Origin of the sequence: Buttiauxella selenatireducens (assembly GCF_031432975.1) — a bacterium.
GTDB lineage: Bacteria > Pseudomonadota > Gammaproteobacteria > Enterobacterales > Enterobacteriaceae > Buttiauxella > Buttiauxella selenatireducens.
Window position 1 is genome coordinate 4,793,038 of record NZ_CP133838.1, and the last position, 23,625, is coordinate 4,816,662.

23 protein-coding genes are annotated in these 23,625 nt (G+C 54.2%); 19 read left to right on the forward strand and 4 right to left on the reverse strand.

What is annotated here, in order from left to right; translation table 11 throughout:
• Positions 1–10 precede the first annotated feature (10 nt).
• The 11 genes from phnF to phnP are packed head-to-tail and all read left to right on the forward strand — an operon-like array spanning position 11 to position 8,071.
• The gene (gene phnF / locus RHD99_RS21985) at positions 11–736 is read left to right on the forward strand and encodes a phosphonate metabolism transcriptional regulator PhnF (RefSeq protein ID WP_309876603.1); all 726 of its coding nucleotides are present in this window, start codon (positions 11–13) and stop codon (positions 734–736) included.
• Complete coding sequence (gene phnG, locus RHD99_RS21990) at positions 737–1,198, forward strand: phosphonate C-P lyase system protein PhnG (RefSeq protein WP_309876604.1); 462 nt, start codon at positions 737–739, stop codon at positions 1,196–1,198.
• Positions 1,195–1,779, forward strand: a complete 585-nt coding sequence (gene phnH, locus RHD99_RS21995) for a phosphonate C-P lyase system protein PhnH (protein WP_309876606.1) — start codon at positions 1,195–1,197, stop codon at positions 1,777–1,779. The genes phnG and phnH overlap by 4 nt, the downstream gene beginning before the upstream one ends.
• Positions 1,779–2,846, forward strand: coding sequence for a carbon-phosphorus lyase complex subunit (locus RHD99_RS22000; protein ID WP_309876607.1), 1,068 nt, complete (start codon positions 1,779–1,781; stop codon positions 2,844–2,846). Before phnH ends, RHD99_RS22000 begins: the two co-directional genes overlap by 1 nt.
• A complete protein-coding gene (locus RHD99_RS22005) occupies positions 2,839–3,684 on the forward strand; it encodes an alpha-D-ribose 1-methylphosphonate 5-phosphate C-P-lyase PhnJ (RefSeq protein ID WP_309876608.1) in 846 nt (281 codons plus the stop codon). Before RHD99_RS22000 ends, RHD99_RS22005 begins: the two co-directional genes overlap by 8 nt.
• The gene (gene phnK / locus RHD99_RS22010) at positions 3,681–4,439 is read left to right on the forward strand and encodes a phosphonate C-P lyase system protein PhnK (RefSeq protein WP_183272447.1); all 759 of its coding nucleotides are present in this window, start codon (positions 3,681–3,683) and stop codon (positions 4,437–4,439) included. The genes RHD99_RS22005 and phnK overlap by 4 nt, the downstream gene beginning before the upstream one ends.
• Before the next feature lie 9 nt (positions 4,440–4,448).
• Positions 4,449–5,165 (forward strand): phosphonate C-P lyase system protein PhnL, encoded by a 717-nt coding sequence (gene phnL, locus RHD99_RS22015; protein WP_309876609.1) that lies wholly within the window; start codon positions 4,449–4,451, stop codon positions 5,163–5,165.
• Entirely contained in the window at positions 5,152–6,288 is a 1,137-nt protein-coding gene (gene phnM, locus RHD99_RS22020) for an alpha-D-ribose 1-methylphosphonate 5-triphosphate diphosphatase (protein ID WP_309876610.1), read from the forward strand. The genes phnL and phnM overlap by 14 nt, the downstream gene beginning before the upstream one ends.
• Positions 6,285–6,875 (forward strand): ribose 1,5-bisphosphokinase, encoded by a 591-nt coding sequence (gene phnN, locus RHD99_RS22025; RefSeq protein ID WP_309879242.1) that lies wholly within the window; start codon positions 6,285–6,287, stop codon positions 6,873–6,875. The genes phnM and phnN overlap by 4 nt, the downstream gene beginning before the upstream one ends.
• Complete coding sequence (gene phnO, locus RHD99_RS22030; protein ID WP_309876611.1) at positions 6,868–7,335, forward strand: aminoalkylphosphonate N-acetyltransferase; 468 nt, start codon at positions 6,868–6,870, stop codon at positions 7,333–7,335. The genes phnN and phnO overlap by 8 nt, the downstream gene beginning before the upstream one ends.
• Complete coding sequence (phnP, locus tag RHD99_RS22035; RefSeq protein ID WP_309876612.1) at positions 7,313–8,071, forward strand: phosphonate metabolism protein PhnP; 759 nt, start codon at positions 7,313–7,315, stop codon at positions 8,069–8,071. The genes phnO and phnP overlap by 23 nt, the downstream gene beginning before the upstream one ends.
• A gap of 64 nt (positions 8,072–8,135) precedes the next feature.
• Here phnP and yjdP read toward each other — a convergent pair whose 3' ends face one another.
• Together yjdP and RHD99_RS22045 are read right to left on the reverse strand one after the other, a co-directional pair.
• On the reverse strand, positions 8,136–8,480 hold the full coding sequence (gene yjdP, locus RHD99_RS22040) for a DDRRRQL repeat protein YjdP (RefSeq protein WP_309876613.1): 345 nt from the start codon (positions 8,478–8,480) through the stop codon (positions 8,136–8,138).
• A 376-nt stretch (positions 8,481–8,856) separates the two neighbouring features.
• Positions 8,857–11,421, reverse strand: a complete 2,565-nt coding sequence (locus RHD99_RS22045; protein WP_309876614.1) for an ATP-binding protein — start codon at positions 11,419–11,421, stop codon at positions 8,857–8,859.
• Between the two features lie 310 nt (positions 11,422–11,731).
• Between RHD99_RS22045 and RHD99_RS22050 the strand changes: the two genes are divergently transcribed.
• The 6 genes from RHD99_RS22050 (at position 11,732) to RHD99_RS22075 (ending at position 17,994) form a co-directional block, all read left to right on the forward strand.
• Positions 11,732–13,258, forward strand: coding sequence for a sugar ABC transporter ATP-binding protein (locus RHD99_RS22050; RefSeq protein ID WP_309876615.1), 1,527 nt, complete (start codon positions 11,732–11,734; stop codon positions 13,256–13,258).
• A complete protein-coding gene (locus tag RHD99_RS22055; RefSeq protein ID WP_183272436.1) occupies positions 13,248–14,270 on the forward strand; it encodes an ABC transporter permease subunit in 1,023 nt (340 codons plus the stop codon). The genes RHD99_RS22050 and RHD99_RS22055 overlap by 11 nt, the downstream gene beginning before the upstream one ends.
• 45 nt (positions 14,271–14,315) lie before the next feature.
• Positions 14,316–15,248, forward strand: coding sequence for an ABC transporter substrate-binding protein (locus RHD99_RS22060; RefSeq protein ID WP_183272435.1), 933 nt, complete (start codon positions 14,316–14,318; stop codon positions 15,246–15,248).
• 162 nt (positions 15,249–15,410) lie between these two features.
• Positions 15,411–16,094: a D-lyxose/D-mannose isomerase gene (locus tag RHD99_RS22065; RefSeq protein ID WP_309876616.1), complete on the forward strand. Its 684-nt coding sequence runs from the start codon at positions 15,411–15,413 to the stop codon at positions 16,092–16,094.
• 22 nt (positions 16,095–16,116) lie between these two features.
• Positions 16,117–16,977: a ketose 1,6-bisphosphate aldolase gene (locus RHD99_RS22070; RefSeq protein ID WP_309876617.1), complete on the forward strand. Its 861-nt coding sequence runs from the start codon at positions 16,117–16,119 to the stop codon at positions 16,975–16,977.
• 9 nt (positions 16,978–16,986) lie between these two features.
• Positions 16,987–17,994 carry a carbohydrate kinase family protein gene (locus tag RHD99_RS22075; protein ID WP_309876618.1) on the forward strand — a complete coding sequence of 336 codons (1,008 nt, stop codon included), beginning with the start codon at positions 16,987–16,989 and terminating at the stop codon, positions 17,992–17,994.
• Between the two features lie 362 nt (positions 17,995–18,356).
• Here the strand turns inward: RHD99_RS22075 and RHD99_RS22080 are convergent, their stop codons facing one another.
• Positions 18,357–19,091 carry a response regulator transcription factor gene (locus tag RHD99_RS22080; protein WP_309876619.1) on the reverse strand — a complete coding sequence of 245 codons (735 nt, stop codon included), beginning with the start codon at positions 19,089–19,091 and terminating at the stop codon, positions 18,357–18,359.
• A gap of 288 nt (positions 19,092–19,379) precedes the next feature.
• On the opposite strand from RHD99_RS22080, the gene fdhF reads away from it, so the two are divergent.
• The gene (fdhF, locus tag RHD99_RS22085; protein ID WP_309876620.1) at positions 19,380–21,527 is read left to right on the forward strand and encodes a formate dehydrogenase subunit alpha; all 2,148 of its coding nucleotides are present in this window, start codon (positions 19,380–19,382) and stop codon (positions 21,525–21,527) included.
• Between the two features lie 54 nt (positions 21,528–21,581).
• Here fdhF and RHD99_RS22090 read toward each other — a convergent pair whose 3' ends face one another.
• Positions 21,582–22,373, reverse strand: coding sequence for a helix-turn-helix transcriptional regulator (locus tag RHD99_RS22090; protein ID WP_309876621.1), 792 nt, complete (start codon positions 22,371–22,373; stop codon positions 21,582–21,584).
• A gap of 140 nt (positions 22,374–22,513) precedes the next feature.
• Between RHD99_RS22090 and RHD99_RS22095 the strand changes: the two genes are divergently transcribed.
• Entirely contained in the window at positions 22,514–23,425 is a 912-nt protein-coding gene (locus RHD99_RS22095; RefSeq protein WP_309876622.1) for a DMT family transporter, read from the forward strand.
• Positions 23,426–23,625: the final 200 nt, after the last annotated feature.

Consider the following 23,625-nt stretch of genomic DNA (forward strand, 5'->3'; position numbering starts at 1 on the left):
TTTGTTGACGATGCACTTATCCAGACATCCGACCAGTTACCCGACGCGTTACCAGGAAATCGCCGCCCTGCTCGAACAGGAGCTGCGTAAAAACTACCGCTGTGGCGACTACCTGCCAGCCGAAAGCCAACTGGCGGCACGTTTTGAGGTGAATCGCCACACGCTGCGCCGCGCCATCGACCAGTTAGTCGAAAAGGGCTGGGTACAGCGCCGCCAGGGAATCGGCGTGCTGGTGTTGATGCGCCCGTTCGATTACCCGCTGAACGCGCAGGCTCGTTTTAGCCAGAACCTACTCGACCAGGGAAGCCACCCCACCAGCGAGCGCTTACTCGCCGTATTGCGCCCAGCCTCAAGCCATGTGGCAGACGCGCTGAGCATCACCGAAGGCGAGAACATTATTCATCTGCGCACATTGCGCCGCGTTAACGGCATCGCGGTGTGCCTGATTGACCACTACTTTGCCGACCTTTCCTGGTGGCCCACGCTGCAACACTTCAACAGCGGTTCGCTACACGACGTTATCCAGGCACAGCTCGGTATTAGCCTTAAACGCACTCAAACACGCATCAGCGCACGCCGCGCTCAGGCCAAAGAAAGCCGCCTGCTGGAAATCCCCAACATGGCGCCGCTGCTCTGCGTACGCACCCTTAACCACCGTGAAGGCCACGCGTCGCCGGCGGAATACTCCGTCAGTCTGACCCGTGCCGACATGATTGAATTCACCATGGAGCACTAAATGGACGCACCGCATTTTGATGTCGCACAGCGCCAACAGTGGATGGCCGTGCTCGCCCACAGCCAGCCACAAGAACTGGCAGCACTTTGGGCAGAACAAAAACTGAATCCTGAATATCAGGTTATCCGCCAACCCGAAACTGGGCTGGTACAGATTCAGGCGCGGATGGGCGCAACCGGGCAACGCTTTTTCGCCGGTGATACCACGCTAACCCGCGCCGTCGTGCAGCTTGCCAATGGCACTTACGGTTACAGCTATTCATTAGGGCGCAATAAAACCCACGCTGAACTTTGCGCCGTCATCGACGCGCTGATGCAGGAAAAAGTTCGATTTCGGACTCTGCAAGAAACCTTAATTGCGCCGCTGGTAGCAAACCGCGAACAGCGCCTGTCCGCACGCCGCACACAAATTAATAGCAGCCGAGTCGACTTCTTCACTCTGGTTCGCGGAGATAACGCATGACCCTGATGACCGCTTTTAACCTACCCGTACAGGATGCCCAACAGAGTTTCCGTCGCCTGCTCAAAGCGATGAGCGAACCGGGTGTGATCGTCGCCCTGCATTCGTTGCAACATGGCTGGAAACCGTTGAATGTCGCCTCCACCAGCGTGCTGCTCACACTTGCCGACAACGACACGCCGGTATGGATTAGCGAGGCGTTAAGCAATGACGTAGCACTGCAAAATGTCCGTTTTCATACAAATGCCCCTGTAACCGAAACACCAGAACATGCGCAGTTTGCCGTCGCCGATAGCACGATTACTGCCGGGCAACTCAACGCACTGGCGCAAGGCACCGACGTCGCTCCCGACACCAGCGCAACGCTGATTTTGCAAGTGCCAAGCCTGAGCGGTGGCCGCATGTTGCGCTTAACCGGCGCGGGTATTCGCGAAGAACGCATGATTGCCCCGCAGCTGCCTGACTGCGTGATTCACGAACTCACCGAGCGCCCGCACCCGTTCCCGCTGGGCATCGACCTGATTCTCACCTGCGGCGACCGCCTGCTGGCGATTCCTCGCACCACTCACGTGGAGGTGTGCTGATGTACGTCGCCGTCAAAGGGGGCGAAAAGGCGATTGCCGCCGCCCACGAACTCCAGGAACACAAGCGCCGTGGCAGCCAAAACCTGGCTGAACTGAGCGTCGCGCAAATCGAGCAACAGTTAGGGTTGGCGGTTGACCGCGTGATGACCGAAGGGGGCATTGCCGACCGCGAACTGGCGGCGCTCGCCATCAAGCAGGCCAGCGGCGATATGGTCGAAGCCATTTTCCTGCTGCGCGCTTACCGCACCACGCTGCCGCGCCTGGCGGTGAGCGAACCGCTGAACACCGCCGATATGCGCTTAGAACGCCGTATTTCCGCGGTCTACAAAGATGTGCCAGGCGGCCAGTTGCTCGGCCCAACTTACGATTACACCCACCGCCTGCTGGACTTCACCTTGCTGGCAAACGGCGAAACGCCACAGCTTAAAAAGGCTGACGACCAGATTACCGAAGCCACGCCGCACGTTTTCAGTCTGCTGGAAAAACAGGGGCTGGCAAAAGCTGAAGAAGACAACGGCGAACAGCCTGATGACATCACCCGCCAGCCGCCGGTTTATCCGTGTTCCCGCTCCTCGCGCCTGCAACAACTGGTGCGCGGCGACGAAGGTTATTTGCTGGCACTCGCCTACTCCACCCAACGCGGTTACGGGCGCAACCACCCGTTCGCGGGGGAAATTCGCAGCGGTTATGTGGATCTGGAAATCACGCCGGAAGAGCTGGGTTTTGCGGTGAACATCGGCGAGCTGCTGATAACCGAGTGCGAAATGGTGAACGGCTTTGTGGCACCAGAGAACGAAGATCCACACTTCACGCGTGGCTACGGGCTGGTGTTTGGCATGAGCGAACGCAAAGCGATGGCGATGGCGCTGGTTGATCGCGCCCTGCAAGCCCCGGACTACGACGACACCGTCGCGGGCCCCGCGCAGGATGAAGAGTTCGTGCTGGCCCATGCCGATAACGTCGAAGCCGCGGGCTTTGTCTCGCATCTGAAACTGCCGCACTACGTCGATTTCCAGGCCGAACTGGAACTGCTGAACCGTCTGATTAAGGAGCGCGCAAATGGCTAATTTAAGCGGCTACAACTTTGCTTATCTTGATGAACAAACCAAGCGCACCCTGCGCCGCGCCATTCTGAAAGCGGTCGCCATTCCGGGTTATCAAGTCCCGTTTGGCGGGCGTGAAATGCCGATGCCCTACGGCTGGGGAACCGGCGGCATTCAAATAACCGCCAGTGTGATTGGTGAAAACGACGTGCTGAAGGTGATTGACCAGGGTGCGGACGACACCACCAATGCGGTGTCGATTCGCAACTTCTTCAAGCGCGTCACCAACGTGGCCACTACCGAATCTACCGCCGACGCCACGCTAATTCAGACGCGCCACCGCATCCCGGAAACGCCGCTGACCGAAGATCAGATTTTGATTTATCAGGTGCCGATCCCTGAGCCGCTGCGCTTTATCGAACCGCGCGAAACCGAAACCCGCACCATGCACGCTCTGGAAGAGTACGGCGTGATGCAGGTGAAATTGTACGAAGACATCGCCCGTTTCGGCCACATCGCCACCACTTACGCCTATCCGGTGAAGGTGAATGAGCGCTACGTGATGGACCCGTCGCCCATTCCGAAATTCGACAACCCGAAAATGGACATGATGCCTGCGCTGCAACTGTTCGGTGCCGGGCGTGAAAAACGCATCTACGCGGTGCCGCCGTATACCCGCGTCGAAAGTCTCGATTTTGACGACCATCCGTTCACCGTTCAGGAATGGGAAGAGCCGTGCGCCATTTGCGGCTCTCACCACAGTTACCTGGATGAAGTGGTGCTCGACGATGCGGGCAGCCGCATGTTCGTCTGCTCCGATACCGATTTCTGCCGCCAGAACAGCGAGGCCGCAAGCCAATGACTCAACCCTTACTTTCCGTCAACAATCTGACGCACCTTTACGCACCCGGCAAAGGCTTCAGCGACGTTTCATTTGAGCTTTATCCCGGCGAAGTGCTGGGGATTGTGGGCGAATCTGGCTCCGGCAAAACCACGCTGCTGAAATCGATCTCGGCGCGCCTGGCCCCGCAAAACGGCGAAGTGGTTTACCTGGATTCGTCGCTGTATGGCATGAGCGAAGGCGAGCGCCGCCGCTTACTGCGCACCGAATGGGGCGTGGTTCACCAACACGCGATGGACGGCCTGCGCCGCCACGTTTCGGCAGGCGGCAATATCGGCGAGCGTTTAATGGCAACCGGTGCGCGCCATTACGGTGACATTCGGGCCACCGCCCAGCGCTGGTTAGAGGAAGTGGAAATTCCGGCCTCGCGTATCGACGACCTGCCAACGACATTTTCTGGCGGCATGCAGCAACGCCTGCAAATCGCCCGCAACCTGGTGACGCATCCGAAACTGGTGTTTATGGATGAGCCAACCGGCGGGCTGGATGTTTCGGTACAGGCGCGTTTGCTCGATTTATTACGCGGCCTGGTGCGCGAGCTGAACCTGGCGGTGGTGATTGTGACGCACGATTTGGGCGTGGCACGTTTGTTGGCCGACCGCCTGCTGGTGATGAAGCAGGGGCAAGTCGTGGAAAGTGGCCTGACTGACCGCGTACTCGACGACCCGCACCACCCGTATACCCAACTGCTTGTTTCTTCCGTCCTTCAGAATTAGGTGCGCACGATGACCAGATTACGGGTTGAAAACCTGAGCAAAACCTTTGTGTTACACCACCAGCACGGCATTCGTTTGCCGGTGCTGTCGAACGCCTCGCTTGAAGTGAAAGGTGGCGAATGCGTCGTGCTACACGGCCACTCCGGCAGCGGAAAATCCACGCTTTTACGCTCGTTGTACGCCAACTATTTGCCGGATGTTGGGCATATCTGGGTCAAGCATAACGAGCAGTGGCTGGACATCGTGCAGGCTCCGGCGCGTGACGTGCTGGCGGTGCGCCGTCAGACCATCGGCTGGGTCAGCCAGTTCTTGCGCGTTATCCCGCGTATTTCCGCGTTAGAGGTGGTGATGCAGCCGCTGCTGGATTTAGGCGTATCGCGTGACGTCTGTGAAGACAAAGCCTCCATGTTACTCACCCGTCTGTACGTGCCGGAACGCCTGTGGAACCTCGCTCCGTCCACGTTTTCCGGCGGCGAACAACAGCGCGTGAATATCGCCCGTGGCTTTATCGTTGATTACCCGATTTTGCTGCTCGATGAACCGACTGCCTCGCTGGATGCGAAAAACAGCGCGGCCGTAGTGGCGCTGATTCTGGAAGCCAAAGCACGCGGTGCGGCGGTAGTTGGGATATTCCACGACGAGGCCGTGCGTAATCAGGTCGCAGACAGACTGCACAATATGGCAACCCCGATGGCAGCAGTGGAGGCACAGCATGATTATCAATAACGTAAAATTAGTGCTGGAAAATGAAGTGGTGAGTGGCTCGCTGGAAGTGAGCGAAGGGGTGATTCGTAACTTTGCCGACAGCCCAAGTCAATTGCCACAAGCGCAAGACGGCGAAGGCGGCTGGTTGCTGCCAGGGCTTATCGAACTGCATACCGATAATCTGGATAAATTCTTCACCCCGCGCCCGAAAGTCGACTGGCCGGCGCATTCTGCAATGAGCAGCCACGACGCGATGATGGTCGCCAGCGGCATTACGACGGTGCTGGATGCCGTGGCGCTGGGCGATGTACGCGACGGCGGTGACCGTCTGGAAAACCTGGAGAAGATGATTAATGCGGTGTTACACAGCCAGGCGCGTGGCATCAACCGCGCCGAGCACCGCCTGCATCTGCGTTGCGAACTGCCGCATCACACCACATTGCCGCTGTTTCAGCAGTTAATCCAACGTGATGGCGTGTCGCTGGTGTCATTGATGGACCACTCGCCGGGCCAGCGCCAGTTCGCAAATTTGGTCAAATATCGCGAATATTATCAGGGAAAATATTCACTGAGCGACGCCGATATGAACAGCTATGAAGCCGAGCAACTGGCGCTGGCCGAACGCTGGTCGCAGCCTAATCGTCTGGCGATTGCCGCCGAGTGCCGCGAACGCAATATCGCCCTTGCCAGCCACGACGATGCAACTGCGGCGCACGTCGCAGAATCCCACGAACTGGGCAGCGTGATTGCTGAATTCCCCACCACGCTTGAAGCCGCACAGGCCTCACGCGAACATGGCTTGAGCGTACTCATGGGCGCGCCGAATATCGTGCGAGGCGGCTCGCATTCCGGCAACGTGGCAGCCCATCAACTGGCGCAAGTCGGCCTGCTGGATATTCTCTCCTCGGATTATTATCCGGCCAGTTTACTGGACGCGACTTTCCGCGTGGCGCAAGACGAAACCAACAGCATTACGTTGCCGCAAGCCGTCGCGCTGGTGACACGTAATCCAGCCAAAGCACTGAATCTGGCCGATCGCGGTGTACTGGCAGAGGGTAAGCGTGCCGACATGGTACTGGCGCATCTTCATAGCGATCACATCCACGTCGGCCATGTCTGGCGTCAGGGAATACGGGTGTTCTGATGAGCAAAATAGTCTGGTTGATGGGGCCGTCAGGCTCAGGAAAAGACAGCCTGCTGAGCGCGCTGCGCCAGCAGGAGAATAATCAACTGCTGGTGGCTCACCGTTACATCACCCGCGCCGCCGACGCGGGCTGTGAAAATCACGTCGCGCTGAGTGAAAAGGAGTTCACCCAGCGCCAGCAGCAAGGTTTGTTCGCTTTGTGCTGGCAAGCGCACCACCAACGTTATGGCGTCGGCATTGAGCTGGATATCTGGCTCGATTCTGGCTTCGATGTGGTGGTGAATGGCTCACGCCAACATCTGGCGCAAGCGCGGGCGCGTTATGGCGAAGCGCTGGTGCCGATTTGTCTGCATGTTTCGACCGATGTTTTGCGTAAGCGCCTCGAGCAACGCGGGCGCGAAAGCACGCAGCAAATCGAGCAACGCCTGCAACGCGCGGCCTTCTATGCCCCGGATTTAGACGATTGTCTGGTACTTAATAACGATGGCAGCCTGGCGGAGGCTGTCTTATCGTTTATGCGTATGGTAGAAAGCCAGCGCAATACCAATATCGTCCATTTTTACAAAAAAGAGCCGCGCCATGTCTGATAACCTCGAATTTCGTCCTGCCAACCTTGCCGACACCGATGCCGTTTACGCTTTGATTTGCGAGCTAAAGCAGGCCGAATTTAACCGCCAGGCGTTTAATGCTGGGTTTGCGGCAAACCTCGCAGATAGCCATTTGCATTACCAACTCGCGGTGCTTAACGGTGAAGTGGTCGGCATGATCGGTTTGCATATGCAGTTCCACCTGCATCATGTGAACTGGGTCGGTGAGATTCAGGAACTGGTGGTGATGCCGCAGGCACGCGGCTATGGCGTGGGCAGTAAATTATTGGCCTGGGCCGAAGATCATGCGCGTCTTAACGGCGCGGAACTGACCGAGCTTTCCACCAGCAAAAAGCGCCTTGATGCCCATCGATTCTACGAACGAGAAGGTTATCAGCCAACGCATGTTCGCTTTACCAAACCGGTGGAGAACCCCTATGAGCCTGACACTCACGCTTAGCGGTACCGGCGGCGCACAACTGGTTCCTGCTTTTGGTTGCTCTTGTGCGGCCTGCGAGCGGGCTCGCAAAAACCCGCAATATCGCCGCAAGCCTTGTAGCGCAGTGGTGAAGTTCAACGATGCGGTGACGCTTCTGGATGCGGGCATTCCTGATTTGATGGACCACTGGCGGCCTGGCGAATTTCAGCAATTTTTGCTGACGCATTACCATATGGATCACGTGCAGGGCCTGTTCCCGCTGCGTTGGGGCGTGGGCGAGAAGATCCCGGTTTACGGCCCCGCCGATGAACACGGCTGCGACGACCTGTTTAAACACCCCGGCATCCTGGATTTCAGCCACCGGCTTGAGCCCTTTGTCGGGTTTACGCTGCAAGCGCTGCGCATCACGCCTCTGCCACTTAACCATTCAAAACTCACGCTCGGTTATCTGTTCGAAACGCCGCACAGCCGCGTGGCATGGTTAAGTGATACCGCCGGGTTGCCGGATAAGACGTTGAAGTTTCTGGCAAACAATAAGCCGCAGGTTATCGTGATTGATTGCAGCCACGAGCCGAGAGCGCAAACGCCTAACAACCATTGCGATCTGAATACCGTCGTTAAACTGAATGAATACATCGGCTGCCCGCGAGTGATCCTCACGCACATCAGCCATCAGTTTGATTGTTGGTTGATAGAGAACGAACTGCCAAAAGGGTATGAAGCTGGGTTTGATGGAATGGTGATTTGCGAGGCGTAGCATGAATTGAGAGCAGATGACGTAGCAACTCACCCCCGCCCGAAACTCATCTCATACAAAAAACTTAACGATAATCCTCATCCAGGCGACGTTCATCGTCTTCAAGCTGGCGACGTTGGTTATCTAACTGGCGTTGCTGCTCATCCAACTGGCGACGCCGGTCTTCAAGCTGCCGCTGGCGATCCTCATACCGACGTCTTTCATTGTCGTTATTACGCGCGCGCGAATCATCCTCATACGATTTATTGTCGTCATTGTTGCGGCCATCGTCTGGATGGTAGGCATCATTAAGTGCCTGCGAAATTGAGCTGACAATGGAATTATCAAACAGACCATCCAGCGCATCAGCACGGGCAAATGTTGCCATGGTCAGGCTGCCGAGCAGCAGTAATGTGGAGTATCGATTCATAAGCCTGTCTGATGTCTGGTAACTCTGAAAACGATAGGGAAAGTCCCCGCATCTCAACAGCGGAGTATTCTCAATTCGTAGAACAACTCTTTTTCAGTGATACCAGGTGTCGATGATTTAATAACGTGTCATTGACGTTGATTCAACAGGTGACATGCGGAAAGAGGGGTAAAGTCAGCCCCTCTTTGCAGAGGGGCTTAGTCCTTGCTACAGGATGATCAATGAGGTGCATAACAATAAATGTGGCGGCTAAGTTGTGTTCCTAAACCCACCCACTTCCTCCTGGGATACTGGAAGGGGTCTTTCTATTAATGTCTTCTTCTGGACTCTGAGTCAATTGTTTGCGAGTGACCTTTTCATTGATTTGCAATGCAGCTTACGAATGTCTACTTCTGCGTAAAGATTGTGCCAGTTTTTGCTGATTAAAAGGTTTGCGCAGGAGCTCCACCTGGGGAAATTGCTGGCTGCTGCGGCGCAAATCCTGGCCGCTGATCAGCAAGCACGTGAGATGTGGATAGTTATCGCGGGCGTGTTGGATAACATCAGCGCCACTCATCGGCCCGGGTAACATCAGGTCGCTAATCAGAACCTGAATCTCTGGTACATCCTTGAGAAATTGCAGCGCCTGCTGGCTGTCGCCGGTTTCCAGCGTCAGATAGCCCAATTGATGTAACTGCTCACACAGCGTCTGGCGCACGTCGAGCTCATCTTCCAGCACCAACACCAATTGATCTTCATCGTTATTTGCCGCCAGCGGCTCAGGCAAGGCTTCGCTGAGCGCTTGTGCGGGCGCTCGTGGGAGCTGCAAACGCACCAGCGTTCCTTGCCCAAGCGCACTTTCAATTTGTACTCGCCCCCCTGACTGGCGCACAAACCCATAGACCATCGATAAACCCAGACCACTTCCGCTGCCGGTCTGTTTGGTGGTGAAGAACGGCTCAAATACCTGGGCTTTGACCTCCTCTGACATACCATGACCACTGTCGATAACCTCCAGCGCCACCATGTCCTGTTTGCCCCCATCTGTGCGCACAACTCGCTGATTCCAGGTGCGGATCTTAATCGTGCCACTTTGCCCATCCATGGCATCCCGCGCATTCATCACCAGATTGATAATCGCATTCTCAAGTTGATTCACATCGATCCATGCAGGCCAGGCGGGGTGCTGCGCTTCAATCTCAAGCGTCAGGGCTGCGGGGAGCGAGTGACGAATCAGTGGGTCGAGATTTTCCAACAAGTTTTTCATCGAAACGGCGTGCGGATGCAGCGATTGCTTGCGAGAAAAAGCCAGCAAACGCTGAGTGAGCTGCGCCCCCCGCTCAGCGGCTTTTAAGGCTCGCTGGATGCGTACTGCGTCGGGTGAATCCACCGATGTCAGCTCAAGGCTGCCGATAATCACCGCCAGCAGATTATTAAAATCATGCGCCAGGCCACCGGTTAACTGCCCTACCGCTTTCATTTTTTGGCTGTGAACCAGCGCTTCTTCCAGCGCTTTGCGCTCGGTACGCTCCAGAACGACGTTCACCATGCCGCGCCCCGGCACTGGGCTAAAACGCAGCTCAATAGTGCGATTATCTGCCAGCCGCAGTTCTTGTGGTTTGGGTAGCGGGCGTGAGAGGTTTTCGAGAATATGCTCCTGCAAGGGCGTCACGTGTTTTAGCAGGCTTAAATAGTGTTGCCCACGCTGAAGCCGCTCTGCTGGAAGCCCCAGCAACAACGGATATTGCGGATTCCACACCACTAAGATCCCCTCGTTATCAAACAGGGCAAAACCGTCGCGCATCGCATGAAAAGTGGTTTCCAGTTGGGTGCTTTTTTCTTTGAGTAATTTAGAGGTGTGTTCAAGCGAAGCGGTATTACGTGCAAAAACGTTAAATGCTCGCGCCAGTTCGCCCAGTTCATCACGCCGCTGTAACGCCGGTACGCTGACATCCCGCTCGCCACGGGCCAGCCGCGTCATGGCATGGGAAATCGCCGTGAGATTTGAGCCAAGATTGCGGTAAATGTACCAGCCTGCAAAACCGGTGATCACCAGCGCCAGCAAGGCAAACAGACCGATAAAAGCAATCATCGATTGCAGCTCTTTATGGCTTTGATTCGTGCGGTTGAGCGACTCCTGCGCCACCTTTTGCACATACTGGTTGATGTCCTGATTCAGGAACGCCACTAGCGCTTTGATGTGATACATAAACCAGGCGATGCCTAAATCGCTGTTATCTAACGCCTGAGAAAGCGGCAGCAACTGGCGCAAATGCGCTGTGAACTCCTGCAATATGCCATCAACCAGTGGTGAATCGGCATGGGTCGGAAGCTGTGCCATCACTTCGGTAAGCTGCACCACGGTGGCTTTTGGGGAAGGCGTTTGAATGGCGATCAGAATCAGCCGGTCCATTTCGGTTAACAGCCGCGCTTCGGGAACGGCTAATCCGTCCCGGGCATTAATATCCTGAATATGATGCAAATAACTTTGGTTCTGATACAGCGCACTGAGTAGCGCATTACGTTCCAGATGGCGGCGATGGCCGAGTTCCAGCATGCGTGTCACGCTGCTTTCCAGCTCGTTGCTCCGCTCGGTAATGCGTTTGACCAACGCGGGTTCGTGGTGAGCTAAAGGCGCATTCGCCAGGTGATTAAGGGAGTTTTGCAACGCAAGCTGTGTTTGTTTCAAACGCTGCGCTTCACTTTGGTATTCCAGCGCACCAACCACCTGCGTGAGGCGCACCGCTGCCGTCGCCACATTCGCTGTATCCCGCGCCAGCTCCATGCTGCCAGACATGTCACTGAGCGTTTGTCCCTGAACCTGTTCTTGTAAACGGCTGGCGTGATTAAACCCCAGCACCGCCACGCCACACACCAACAATGTTACCGCCACCACCAGCAGGTTGAATGACAACAGGCGTCCTCGGGCGCTTGCGAAGAACGGTGTGCGGGGTGGTGACATGGTTGGCTCCTGGCTTCAGTGGCTTTAGTGTTGGTTATTTCCCCTCACCCTGGCCCTCTCCCAAGGGAGAGGGGATTGGATCGAGTATGGTTATGATTTTCTCCCTCTCCCCCAGGAGAGGGAATAATATGGTTTTCCCCCTCTCCAGGGGGAGAGAGAATAATACGGTTTTCCCCCTCTCCTGGGGGAGAGGGCTGGGGTGAGGGCCATCCCCGGCAATATGACAAATATGAACGGCTTTTGACATCTTCCATTTACCTGGGCGTGTTTAACTGCGAGCAATGAAAACTTCACCCGCAGGAGTCGCGCCATGAATCGCGTTCCCATTCTGGAGATGCGCAATATTGCCAAGTCATTCGGCAAGTTTTATGCGTTGAAAGGTGTCGACTTAACGGTATTCCCCGGTGAAATTCACGCATTAATGGGGGAAAACGGCGCGGGGAAAAGCACGCTGATGAAGATTTTGGCCGGTGCCTACACCGCCACCAGCGGCGAAATCCTGATTGAAGGTGTGCCTTACAGCATTAAGGGGCCAAAAGACGCACTCAGCGCAGGCATCACGCTGATTTATCAAGAGATGCAACTCGCCCCCAACCTGACGGTCGCCGAGAATATTTTCCTCGGCAGCGAGTTATCACGCGGCGGCCTGGTAAAGCGCAAAGAGATGGCGATGCAGGCCCAAACGGTTATTGACCGTCTGGGCGCGCAGTTTAAGGCCAGCGATTTAGTCTCACGCCTGACGATTGCCGAGCAGCAACAGGTGGAAATTGCCCGCGCACTGCACCGTAAGAGCCGCATTCTGGTGATGGATGAACCCACCGCCGCCCTCTCTTCTCGTGAAACTCACCGCCTGTTCGAGCTGATTATGCGACTGCGCGATGAAGGAATGGCGATTATCTATATCAGCCACCGCATGGCGGAAGTGTACGAACTTTCTGACCGCGTGAGCGTGCTGCGCGATGGGCAATACGTCGGCAGCCTGACGCGTGAAAATCTTAACGCCAATGAACTGGTGCGCATGATGGTGGGCCGCCCGCTGAGCGATCTGTTCAATAAAGAACGCGATATTCCACTGGGTAGCGTGCGTCTGAATGTTCACCACCTGACGGATGGGGCCAAAGTTCAACCGGTGAGTTTACAGGTGAAATCTGGCGAAATCGTCGGGCTGGCGGGTCTGGTCGGTGCCGGGCGTTCCGAACTGGCACAACTCATTTTCGGGGTGCGCAAATCCACCGGTGGGAGCATCGAAATTGACGGCAAACCCGTCAAGATTCATTCACCTCGTGAAGCTATTCACCACGGCATTGGCTTTCTCACAGAAAACCGCAAAGAGCAGGGTTTGTTCCTCGAACTCGCCGCACAAGACAACATCACCATGGCAACAATTGAGCGTGACGCGCACTACGGCTGGCTCGACCGCAAAAAAGCCCAGACCATTTCTGACGATGCCATCAGCCTGCTGAATATCCGCGTACCCCATGCACAAGTTCGCGCTGGCGGTTTATCCGGCGGCAATCAGCAAAAGTTGCTGATTTCGCGCTGGGTGGCGATCGGCCCGCGTATTTTGATCCTCGATGAGCCCACGCGCGGTGTCGATGTCGGCGCGAAAAGCGAGATCTACCGAATCATGAGCCAGATGGCAAAACAGGGCGTGGCGATCCTGATGATCTCCAGCGAATTGCCGGAAATCGTCGGGATGAGCGACCGGGTTTATGTGATGCGCGAAGGTAGCATTGCGGGCGAATTACACCCCGCCGACATCACTCAAGAAAATATTATGACGCTGGCAACCGGTGTCGAAGATGCCCACAAAAAGGCGGTTCACCATGGCAATTGATCAACGTAAAGCAACGCCGCTGGCGCCAACCACACCGCAACACGTCGGCAAATCCGCCTCGTTGAAAAAAGCGTTATTCGGCGATTTGATGCAAACCGTCGGTATTTTGCCGATTTTGATCCTGATCGTGGCGGTATTTGGTTTTATTACGCCGAACTTTTTTACCGAATCTAACCTGCTGAACATTGCCCGCCAGTCGTCGATCAATATCGTTCTCGCCGCCGGGATGACTTTCATTATTTTGACCGGCGGTATCGACCTTTCTGTCGGCTCGATTCTTGGTACCACGGCGGTGACAGCAATGGTGGTTTCGCTGATGCCGGGCTGGGAGTCGCTGTCGATTCCTGCCGCGCTGATGATGGGCACCGGGCTTGGATTGTTTAATGGCATGTTGGTCGCCTGGGCAGGATTACCGCCATTTATCGTCACGCTCGGCACCTATACCGCTTTGCGCGGTGCGGCCTATTTGCTGGCTGACGGCACCACGGTGATTAATTCCAATATCAATTTTGAATGGATTGGTAACTCGTATCTGGGACCGATTCCATGGCTGGTAGTGATTGCGCTGGCGGTGATTGTAGTGTGCTGGTTCATCCTGCGGCGCACCACGCTCGGCGTTCATATTTATGCGGTCGGCGGCAACATGCAGGCGGCACGTCTGACGGGGATTAAAGTCTGGATGGTTCTGTTGTTCGTTTATGGCATGAGCGGGCTGCTTTCAGGCCTGGGCGGTGTGATGAGCGCATCGCGATTGTATAGCGCCAACGGCAACCTCGGCGCAGGTTATGAGTTGGATGCCATTGCGGCGGTCATTCTCGGTGGCACCAGTTTTGTCGGCGGTATTGGCACGATAACCGGCACGCTGGTTGGCGCATTGATTATCGCCACGCTCAACAATGGCATGACGTTAATGGGCGTTTCGTATTTCTGGCAACTGGTGATCAAGGGTGCGGTGATCATCATTGCGGTGCTGATCGACAAATACCGTACCCGTCACCATCAAAGTGCATAGCTGTATCCATAACAACAAAACTCAACCCTACGTGAGGAAAACAACATGCGTTTAAAGCTAATAGCCGCCGCACTCCTGATTGCGAGCGCGCCATTTGTTCAGGCAAAAGAATTGAAATCCATCGGAGTGACGGTGGGCGATCTCGCCAACCCGTTCTTCGTGCAGATTACCAAAGGGGCGGAGCTTGAAGCCCGCAAACTTGCAGGCGATAACGTGAAAGTGACGCTGGTTTCCAGCGGTTACGATCTCGGCCAGCAGGTTTCTCAAATTGATAATTTTATCGCCGCCAAAGTCGACATGATAATCCTCAACGCGGCGGACTCTAAAGGGATCGGCCCTGCGGTAAAACGCGCGAAAGATGCCGGGATCGTGGTGGTAGCGGTTGACGTTGCCGCGGAAGGTGCGGATGCAACGATCACGTCGAACAACACCCAGGCGGGCGAAATGGCCTGTAAGTACATTTCGGATCGCCTGAAAAACAAAGGCAATGTGGTGATCATCAACGGGCCTCCGGTTTCCGCCGTGCAGAACCGTGTTGAAGGCTGCGAAACCGAGTTTAAAAAGCATCCAGAGATCAAAGTGCTTTCATCTAACCAGAACGCCAAAGGCAGCCGTGAAGGTGGCCTGGAAGTGATGACGTCATTATTGGCGGCGAATCCGAAGATCGACGGCGTATTTGCGATCAACGATCCGACCGCGATCGGCGCCGATCTGGCAGCGAAACAAGCACAACGTAATGAGTTCTTTATTGTTGGCGTGGATGGCAGCCCGGATGCGGAAGAAGCGCTGAAACGTGGTGGAAGTACGCTGTTTGTGGCGACGCCTGCGCAAGATCCGCAAGTGATGGCGGCGAAAGCGGTAGAGATTGGTTATGACATTCTGCAAGGCAAACCTGCGCCGAAAGAGCCGGTGCTGATCCCGGTGACAATGATCGATAAAAACAATATCGGGACGTATAAGGGCTGGACGGTGAAATAACCTTTTCCCCTCACCCCGGCCCTCTCCCAAAGGAGAGGGGGAAAACCGTACCGTCCCTTCTACCTACGGAGAGAGGGAAATCGTGAATCCCCTCTCCGCACTGTCCCCTCTCCCCGTGGGAGAGGGTTAGGGTGAGGGCGAAAGTGGCTTTCAGGAGACAAAATGAAACGCTCCGAAGTGAACGAGATCCTCTCACAGACGCGTCATTTCTTTATGCAGCACGACGTTCACCTGCCGCCATTTGCCTCATTTGACCTGGCAAAATGGCAGCAGGTGGATAAACAAATCTGGCAGGAAGTGTTCGATCTCAAATTGGGCTGGGACGTGACAGCGTTCGGCGGTAATAACTTTCTTACTCAAGGCCTGACGCTGTTCACGCTGCGTAACGGCTCACCCGATGGCACGCCGTATGCCAAATGCTATGCCGAAAAAATCATGCATGTGCGTGAAGGGCAGCTCACGCCAATGCATTTTCACTGGCGCAAACGCGAAGACATTATTAATCGCGGCGGCGGTAATTTGATTGTTGAGCTGTGGAATTCCGATCAGTTCGAGCAGACCGAAGAGACCGACGTCACGGTCGTTATCGATGGCTGCCGCCAGACCCATGCGGCGGGTAGTCAGTTGCGCCTCTCACCAGGGGAAAGCATTTGTCTCGTGCCGGGTATTTACCACAGTTTCTGGGGTGAGCCGGGCTATGGCGACGTGCTGGTTGGGGAAGTGTCGATGGTCAATGATGACGACCGCGACAACCGTTTTCTCAAGCCGCTCGAACGCTTTAATACCATCATCGAAGACGCACCCGTGCAGCAGTTGCTGTGCAACGAATATCGCCAACACCTTTAATTTATGTTCAAGGGGGATCCTCATGGCTTTAATTTCACTCGCAGATGGATTGGCTCATGCACGTGCAAACGGCTATGCATTAGGGGCGTTTAACGTGCTCGACAGCCATTTTCTGCGTGCCCTTTTTGCCGCTGCAAAGCAGGAAAACTCACCCTTTATTATCAACATCGCCGAAGTCCATTTTAAGTATGTGTCACTGGATTCGCTGGTTGAAGCCGTCAAATTCGAAGCGGCGCGCCACGATATTCCGGTGGTGCTCAATCTCGATCACGGTCTGCATTTTGAGGCGGTCGTTCGCGCTTTACGCCTTGGTTTTAGCTCTGTGATGTTCGATGGTTCTACACTTGAATATGAAGAGAATGTTCGCCAGACCCGTGAGGTGGTGAAGATGTGCCACGCGGTGGGAGTTTCGGTTGAAGCAGAGCTTGGCGCAGTAGGCGGTGATGAAGGCGGCGCGCTGTATGGCGAGGCCGACAGCGACAAATTCACCGACCCTTCTGTTGCGCGTGATTTTGTCGACAGAACCGGTATCGACACGCTGGCCGTCGCCATCGGTAATGCTCACGGCAAATATAAAGGCGAGCCGAAACTCGATTTTGATCGTCTGGCCGCTATTCGTCAGCAAACTGGCCTGCCGCTGGTGCTGCACGGTGGTTCAGGCATCAGCGACGAGGATTTCCGCAAAGCGATAACTCTCGGTATTCACAAAATCAATTTCTATACCGGGATGTCGCAGGCTGCTCTCGGCGCGATAGAGCAACGGATGAATCAACGACACGCCATTTATGACGAATACGCCGAGTTACTGCTGGGGATTGAAGAGGCGATTACTGACGTTGTCACCCAGCAAATGCAGGTTTTTGGCAGTTCAGGCAAGGCGTGAGGAGAGGTTATGAGTGAGCGCAGCGGGATTATTGCCGCCGGAAATATGTTGGTCGATCATGTGCATCAAATTGTGCAATGGCCGCAACGCGGGTGGCTTGCGGAAATTGTCCACAGTGAACGTTCAACCGGTGGCGCACCTTTAAACGTGTTGCTGACGCTGGCGAAAATGCACGTCGGCCTGCCGCTTCAGGCGGTGGGTCTGGTGGGCGACGACCACGACGGCGACTACATTATGGCGATGTTGGATCAGTATCATGTGAATCGCCAACACGTTCATCGCACCACTTTCGCGCCGACGTCGATGTCGCAGGTGATGACCGACCCGAGCGGACAGCGCACGTTTTTTCACTCACCGGGAGCCAATCGCCTGCTCGATTTACCCGCCTTTGACCGCCTTGAATCGTCGTTCAAAATCTTCCATCTCGGTTATTTATTACTGCTCGATAGTCTGGATATGGAAGACGCAGAATATGGCACGCGCAGCGCCAGATTGTTGGCGATGATGGCGCAGCAAGGCTACGAAACATCGCTTGATTTAGTCTCGCGCCAGGGCGACCCGCGCTATCGCCCGATGGTGCTCCCTGCCCTGCGCTGGCTGGATTATCTGGTGATTAATGAACTGGAAGCCGGTGAGTTTAGCGGGTTGGACATTCGCCACACTAATGGCTCACCCCATATCGAACATATCGCCCAGGCAGCAAACCAACTGCTGGAAGCGGGCGTGCGGCAACGCGTCGTTATTCACTGCCCAGAAGGGGCATGGGGTGTTGAACCAGGAAGTGAAGGGATTTGGGTGCCGTCGTTTACGTTAACTCAGAAAGAAATTATCGGCAGCGTCGGAGCCGGTGACGCGTTCTGCGCCGGAATATTATATGGCTGCCATGAAAAATGGCCGCTTATCGATAGTCTGAAATTAGCCCACGCCTGCGCCCGCGCGAATCTTTTATGCGCCAATGCGATTGATGGTGCAAAAACCCTGACGGAATTACAGATATTTATTAGTGATAATGGTTAATATTTATTAGACGTTCCATTAATAATAACGGCATCAATATATAGAATTTATTTTGCGAGAGAGATTCCAGAACAATGTAATTTTAAATAATAAATTACATTGTTAATTTCATTTAAAATAAATAAAAACTGCGTAAACTACGCGGCGGGTGCTTAGGGCTTTCAGTCCTGAGCATGAGTGAGGGATATTCTTTGAATCCAAGGAATAAGAAAGCCCCGGGCAACTTTGACGTTAACCCGAGGCTATCCCTCAACCCTAGACAAGTTGAGATTAGCCTCTTACTCGCCGCAAGGCAAGGAGTAACAGGCATGAAGCCGACAAAAACTGTTGTCATTTGTTTATTAAATTATACTCGTCATAATTCAAGCCGCATTATTTTCCGCCTGAATAACATCTGCCGAAAATACATAACCTATGCCACGAATAGTTTTAATTAATGCAGGCTGGTGTGGGTTTATTTCTATTTTCCTGCGCAAGCGCATAATGAGCACATCTATAGTCCTGTCGAATACTTCGAGGCTTTCGCTGTGAGTCAGCTCCAGCAATCTTTCACGCGATAGTACTTTGCGCGCGTTTTGCATCAGCGCCAGTAATAAGCCGTATTCGCCCTGGGTTAGGTCAATCTGTTCAAGCTGTGGGTTTAAAAGCTGGCAACGTTCGGTATCCAGTCGCCAGCCATTGAAATGCAGGCCACTGGTTTTTGTTGTGGTTGTTTCAATCGCAAGCGCCCCGCTGCGGCGCAGCACGGCTTTGACGCGCGCCACCACCACACGCGGGTTAAACGGTTTGGCGATGTAATCATCTGCGCCCATTTCCAGCCCGACAACCACGTCGGATTCGCTACCCAGCCCGGTTAGCATCACCACCGGTAAATCCGGGCGCTGGCGCTGAATGTGTTGCAGCACAAGCAGCCCATTGATATCAGGTAGGATCATATCCAGCAGCACCAGCGCGATTTCCGGTTGTTGGGTTATCGCTGTCAGCGCATCGTTCCCCGAATGGCAAACCCTCACCTCAAAGACGTGTTCATTGAGCACATCGCGCAGCACGTCACAAATTGCCAGATCGTCATCCACCAGCAAAATGGCAGGCTTCATGGTTCATCTCCGTGGAGGATGCAGGGGTGAAATAATCATTGTGGGTGATAGTTGAAGGAGTGCCGCATACCCATGCTGAATTTTCAACCAGTGTCACAAACCCTGCTTAAGTCGACACGTCACTTTTGACGATGACCTGTTTTTCGTCAGAGTTTTGCTGCTTTTATCGCCGTAAGATGCCTGCAATCCCCTTTCTTTTTTGTGGCATAGATAATGCATTACTTCGGGGAGATGTGATCAGCTGTTTAGTGTCACACACATTTAGCAGCATTGACTGGAGCAACACTGATGAAAAAAGTCGTCACGGTTTGCCCCTATTGTGCCTCAGGTTGCAAAATCAACCTCGTGGTCGATAACGGCAAAGTCGTCAAGGCGGAAGCGGCTCAAGGTAAAACTAACCAGGGCGATCTTTGCCTGAAGGGTTACTACGGCTGGGATTTTATTAACGATACTAAAATCCTCACCCCGCGCCTGAAATCACCGATGATTCGTCGCGAGAAAGGCGGCAAACTCGAAAATGTTTCCTGGGATGAAGCACTGAACTACGTCAGCACTCGTCTTAGCGAAATCAAAGCGAAACACGGCTCCGATGCCATCATGACCACCGGTTCTTCCCGTGGTACTGGCAACGAAACCAACTATGTGATGCAAAAATTTGCGCGCGCCGTTATTGGTACCAATAACGTTGACTGCTGCGCACGCGTCTGACACGGCCCATCGGTTGCAGGTCTGCACCAATCGGTCGGTAACGGCGCTATGAGCAACTCAATCGTCGAGATTGAGGATACCGATTTAGTGTTTGTGTTCGGGTACAACCCGGCAGATTCACACCCTATCGTTGCTAACCGCGTGATTCGTGCGAAGCAAAAAGGGGCGCAAATCATAGTTGTCGATCCACGCAAAATTGAAACCGCGCGCATCGCCGATATGCATTTGCAGTTAAAAAATGGTTCTAACATCGCCCTGCTTAACGCAATGGCGCATGTGATTATTGAAGAAAACCTGTATGACCAGTCCTTCGTGGCTGCCCGTACCGAAGGTTTCGACGAGTATCGCAAAATTGTTGCAGGCTACACGCCTGAATCCGTTGAAGAAATTACTGGCGTGAGCGCGTCGGAAATTCGCAACGCAGCGCGTATGTATGCAAACGCAAAAACAGCCACGATTCTGTGGGGCATGGGCGTGACCCAGTTCTATCAGGGCGTGGAAACCGTTCGCTCGCTGACAAGTCTTGCGCTGATGACCGGTAATCTGGGTAAACCAAACGTGGGTGTAAACCCGGTTCGTGGTCAGAACAACGTGCAGGGCGCTTGCGATATGGGCGCACTGCCGGATACCTATCCGGGCTACCAGTACGTGAAAGATGAAGCAAGCCGCGAGAAGTTCGCGAAAGCCTGGGGCGTAGATTCTTTACCTGCGCACACCGGTTATCGCATCAGCGAATTGCCACACCGCGTCGCCCATGGCGAAGTGCATGCGGCGTACATCATGGGTGAAGATCCGCTGCAAACGGATGCGGAGCTTTCAGCCGTGCGTAAGGCGTTTGAAGATCTCGAACTGGTGATTGTACAAGACATCTTCATGACCAAAACCGCGGCTGCGGCCGATGTGATTTTGCCGTCCACCTCCTGGGGTGAACATGAAGGCGTTTACACCGCCGCTGACCGTGGTTTCCAGCGCTTCTTTAAAGCGGTAGAACCGAAGTGGGATTTGAAAACGGACTGGCAAATTATCAGTGAAATCGCCACCCGTATGGGTTACCCGATGAGCTACAACAACACCCAGGAAATTTGGGATGAGTTGCGTGGCTTGTGCCCTGACTTCTATGGTGCTACCTACGAGAAAATGGGCGAATTGGGTTATATCCAGTGGCCTTGCCGCGATGTCGCGGAAAGCGACCAGGGAACTTCGTTCCTGTATGACGGTAAGTTCGACCGTGAAAATGGTCTGGGTGAATTCTTTACCTGTGACTGGGCGCCGCCAATCGACAAAGTCACCGAAGAGTACCCAATGGTGCTTTCAACGGTGCGTGAAGTGGGCCACTACTCTTGCCGTTCAATGACCGGTAACTGTGCGGCACTGGCAGCCCTGGCGGATGAACCTGGATACGCGCAAATCCACATCGACGATGCTGCTCGTTTGGGTATCGAAGATGAAGCGCTGGTGTGGGTTAATTCCCGCAAAGGTCGCGTCATCACGCGTGCGAATGTGAGCGAACGTCCGAATAAGGGCGCGGTTTACATGACGTATCAGTGGTGGATTGGTGCCTGTAACGAGCTGGTGACAGAAAACCTCAGCCCGATTACCAAAACGCCTGAGTACAAATACTGTGCCGTGCGTGTGGAGCCGATTGCCGATCAGCGCGCCGCCGAACAGTATGTGATTGACGAGTACAGCAAGCTAAAAGCTAGCCTGCGTGAGAGCGCGGCGGGCTGATTTTAGTCGGCGTAGAGAGTCTAAAAGCACCGGAGATTTCTTCGGTGCTTTTTTTTAAAACTCAAATCGCGAAGGCGGCACGCCAAACAATTGCCGGAAGGCATAAGTAAACGCCGACGTACTGCTATAGCCCAGATTCAACGCCACCTCCGTCACCGGCTTATGCTGGCGCAGCATCACAATCCCCTGCAATAAGCGCATCCGCTGCTTCCAGCTATTAAACGGCATTCCCGTTTGCTGACTAAAATGGCGGGAGAAAGTGCGTTCCGACATGTTCATGCTTTTTGCACATTCGTCCTGAGTATGAGGAAGATGCGGTGAATTCTGCATGGAAAAACAGAGCTTACGCCAGCGTTCATCTAACGGCCACGGTAGCGCGAATTGGGCTTCCGGCAGGTCTTCAATCAACTCCAGCAACACCAAAAGCAGCCGATCGTCTTTACTTGCGATGTCGTAAAGCCTGGGAACATGCAAAGTCACGTGGTGAATCAACTCGCGCACCACGTTGTTGACCAGCAGCACCCGGCACTGGCTTTGTTGCAAGATGGGAACGTCGGGTTGAACATCCAGGCTTTCCAGAAAAACATCATCCAGCGCCCACACTTCATGTTCGATGTTGGCCTGGATCCACATGCCATACAGCGTTGGGATCACCCAGCTTGTGCCATTCACCGCAATACGCATATTGCCAGCACGTGCGAATAAAAATTGCGCGAAGGAGTGCGTGTGCGGCGCAAAATGCGTTCCGCTATACATGGTGTATGAACGGCTGTGAATTGGGCGTGGCAACTCTTTTAAATCAACAACATCCATCGGCAAAGGTGGCCGTTTATCTTTCAGGATCATGGCATGTTTTCAGATTGGCGGGTATTCGATACATATTGACAGCTAATGAGGATTAACGCCAAGGGAGAGCTGCAATAATAACGTCACTCGGAAACGCCGCATCGCGGCAAACCTCCTTCTTTCTTTTTCGCAGGTTCACCATGTCTGATTCAAAAAACAGCCGCCTTGCTCTTGCAGGGCTTGCCTTTATTACGCTGGTCTGGAGCTTTCACTGGATTGTGCTGAAATCAGTGATGCAATACATGGGCGCGTTTGATATCACCGCCCTGCGCTGTTTACTCGGCGCGATATTGCTGCTGATTCTGGTGAAAGTACGCAGCGGCAAGCTCAAGCCGCCGCCGTTTAAATCCACTCTATTGATTGCGATGCTGCAAACCGTTGGCATGAATGGTTTGTCGCAGCTGGCGCTAATTAGCGGCGGCGCAGGGAAAGTGGCCATTCTAACTTACACCATGCCGTTCTGGGCAATATTGCTGGCAGTACCGCTGTTGAACGAACGTATTCGCCGGATTCAGGGTGCATTTATGGCCGTCGCCCTGATTGGGTTAGTGTTGATTCTGCAACCCTGGAATATAACAGGCTCGTTATTAAGCCCGATTCTGGCGCTGCTTTCTGGCCTTAGTTGGGCGGCTAGCGCACTGGTTATCAAGAAGATGTATCAGCGCCAGCCCCATCTGAATTTGCTCTCATTAACCGCCTGGCAAATGCTTTATGGGGCGCTGGTGCTGTGCGTTCTGGCGATCATCTTCCACCACCAGCCGATTGTATGGAACGGCTATGTGGTGGGCGCGCTGGCCTACTGCGCGATTCTCGCCACCGCCATCGCCTGGGTGACGTGGCTGTTTGTTCTCAAACATTTATCCACGGCAGTCGCCAGTATGAGCACCCTCGCCATTCCCTTATTAGGCGTGCTGTTTGCCTGGTGGTTGTTAGGCGAAGTGCCCAATACTCTCGAAGGTGCCGGGATTGTACTTATCGTTCTCGGGCTATGCGGCATTAGCTTTAGCGGGAAGAAAACGTTAGTGGAAGAGATTGAAGAGTATCCGTGGTAATCACGCCGCATAAAGCAAACGGCATCTTCATAGTGTGATTAAGATGCTGTTCCAAAATACTCCGGTTTATCAATACCCTCTCTGTGCAACAACCTCGCCAAATACGCTCTCCTTGCTGGATTTATTGATTAGATTTTCAACAATTTAATTAATGCGTGATCTGTCGCCCAAAAAGTAAACAAAGCCCTCAAAAGCCCTAT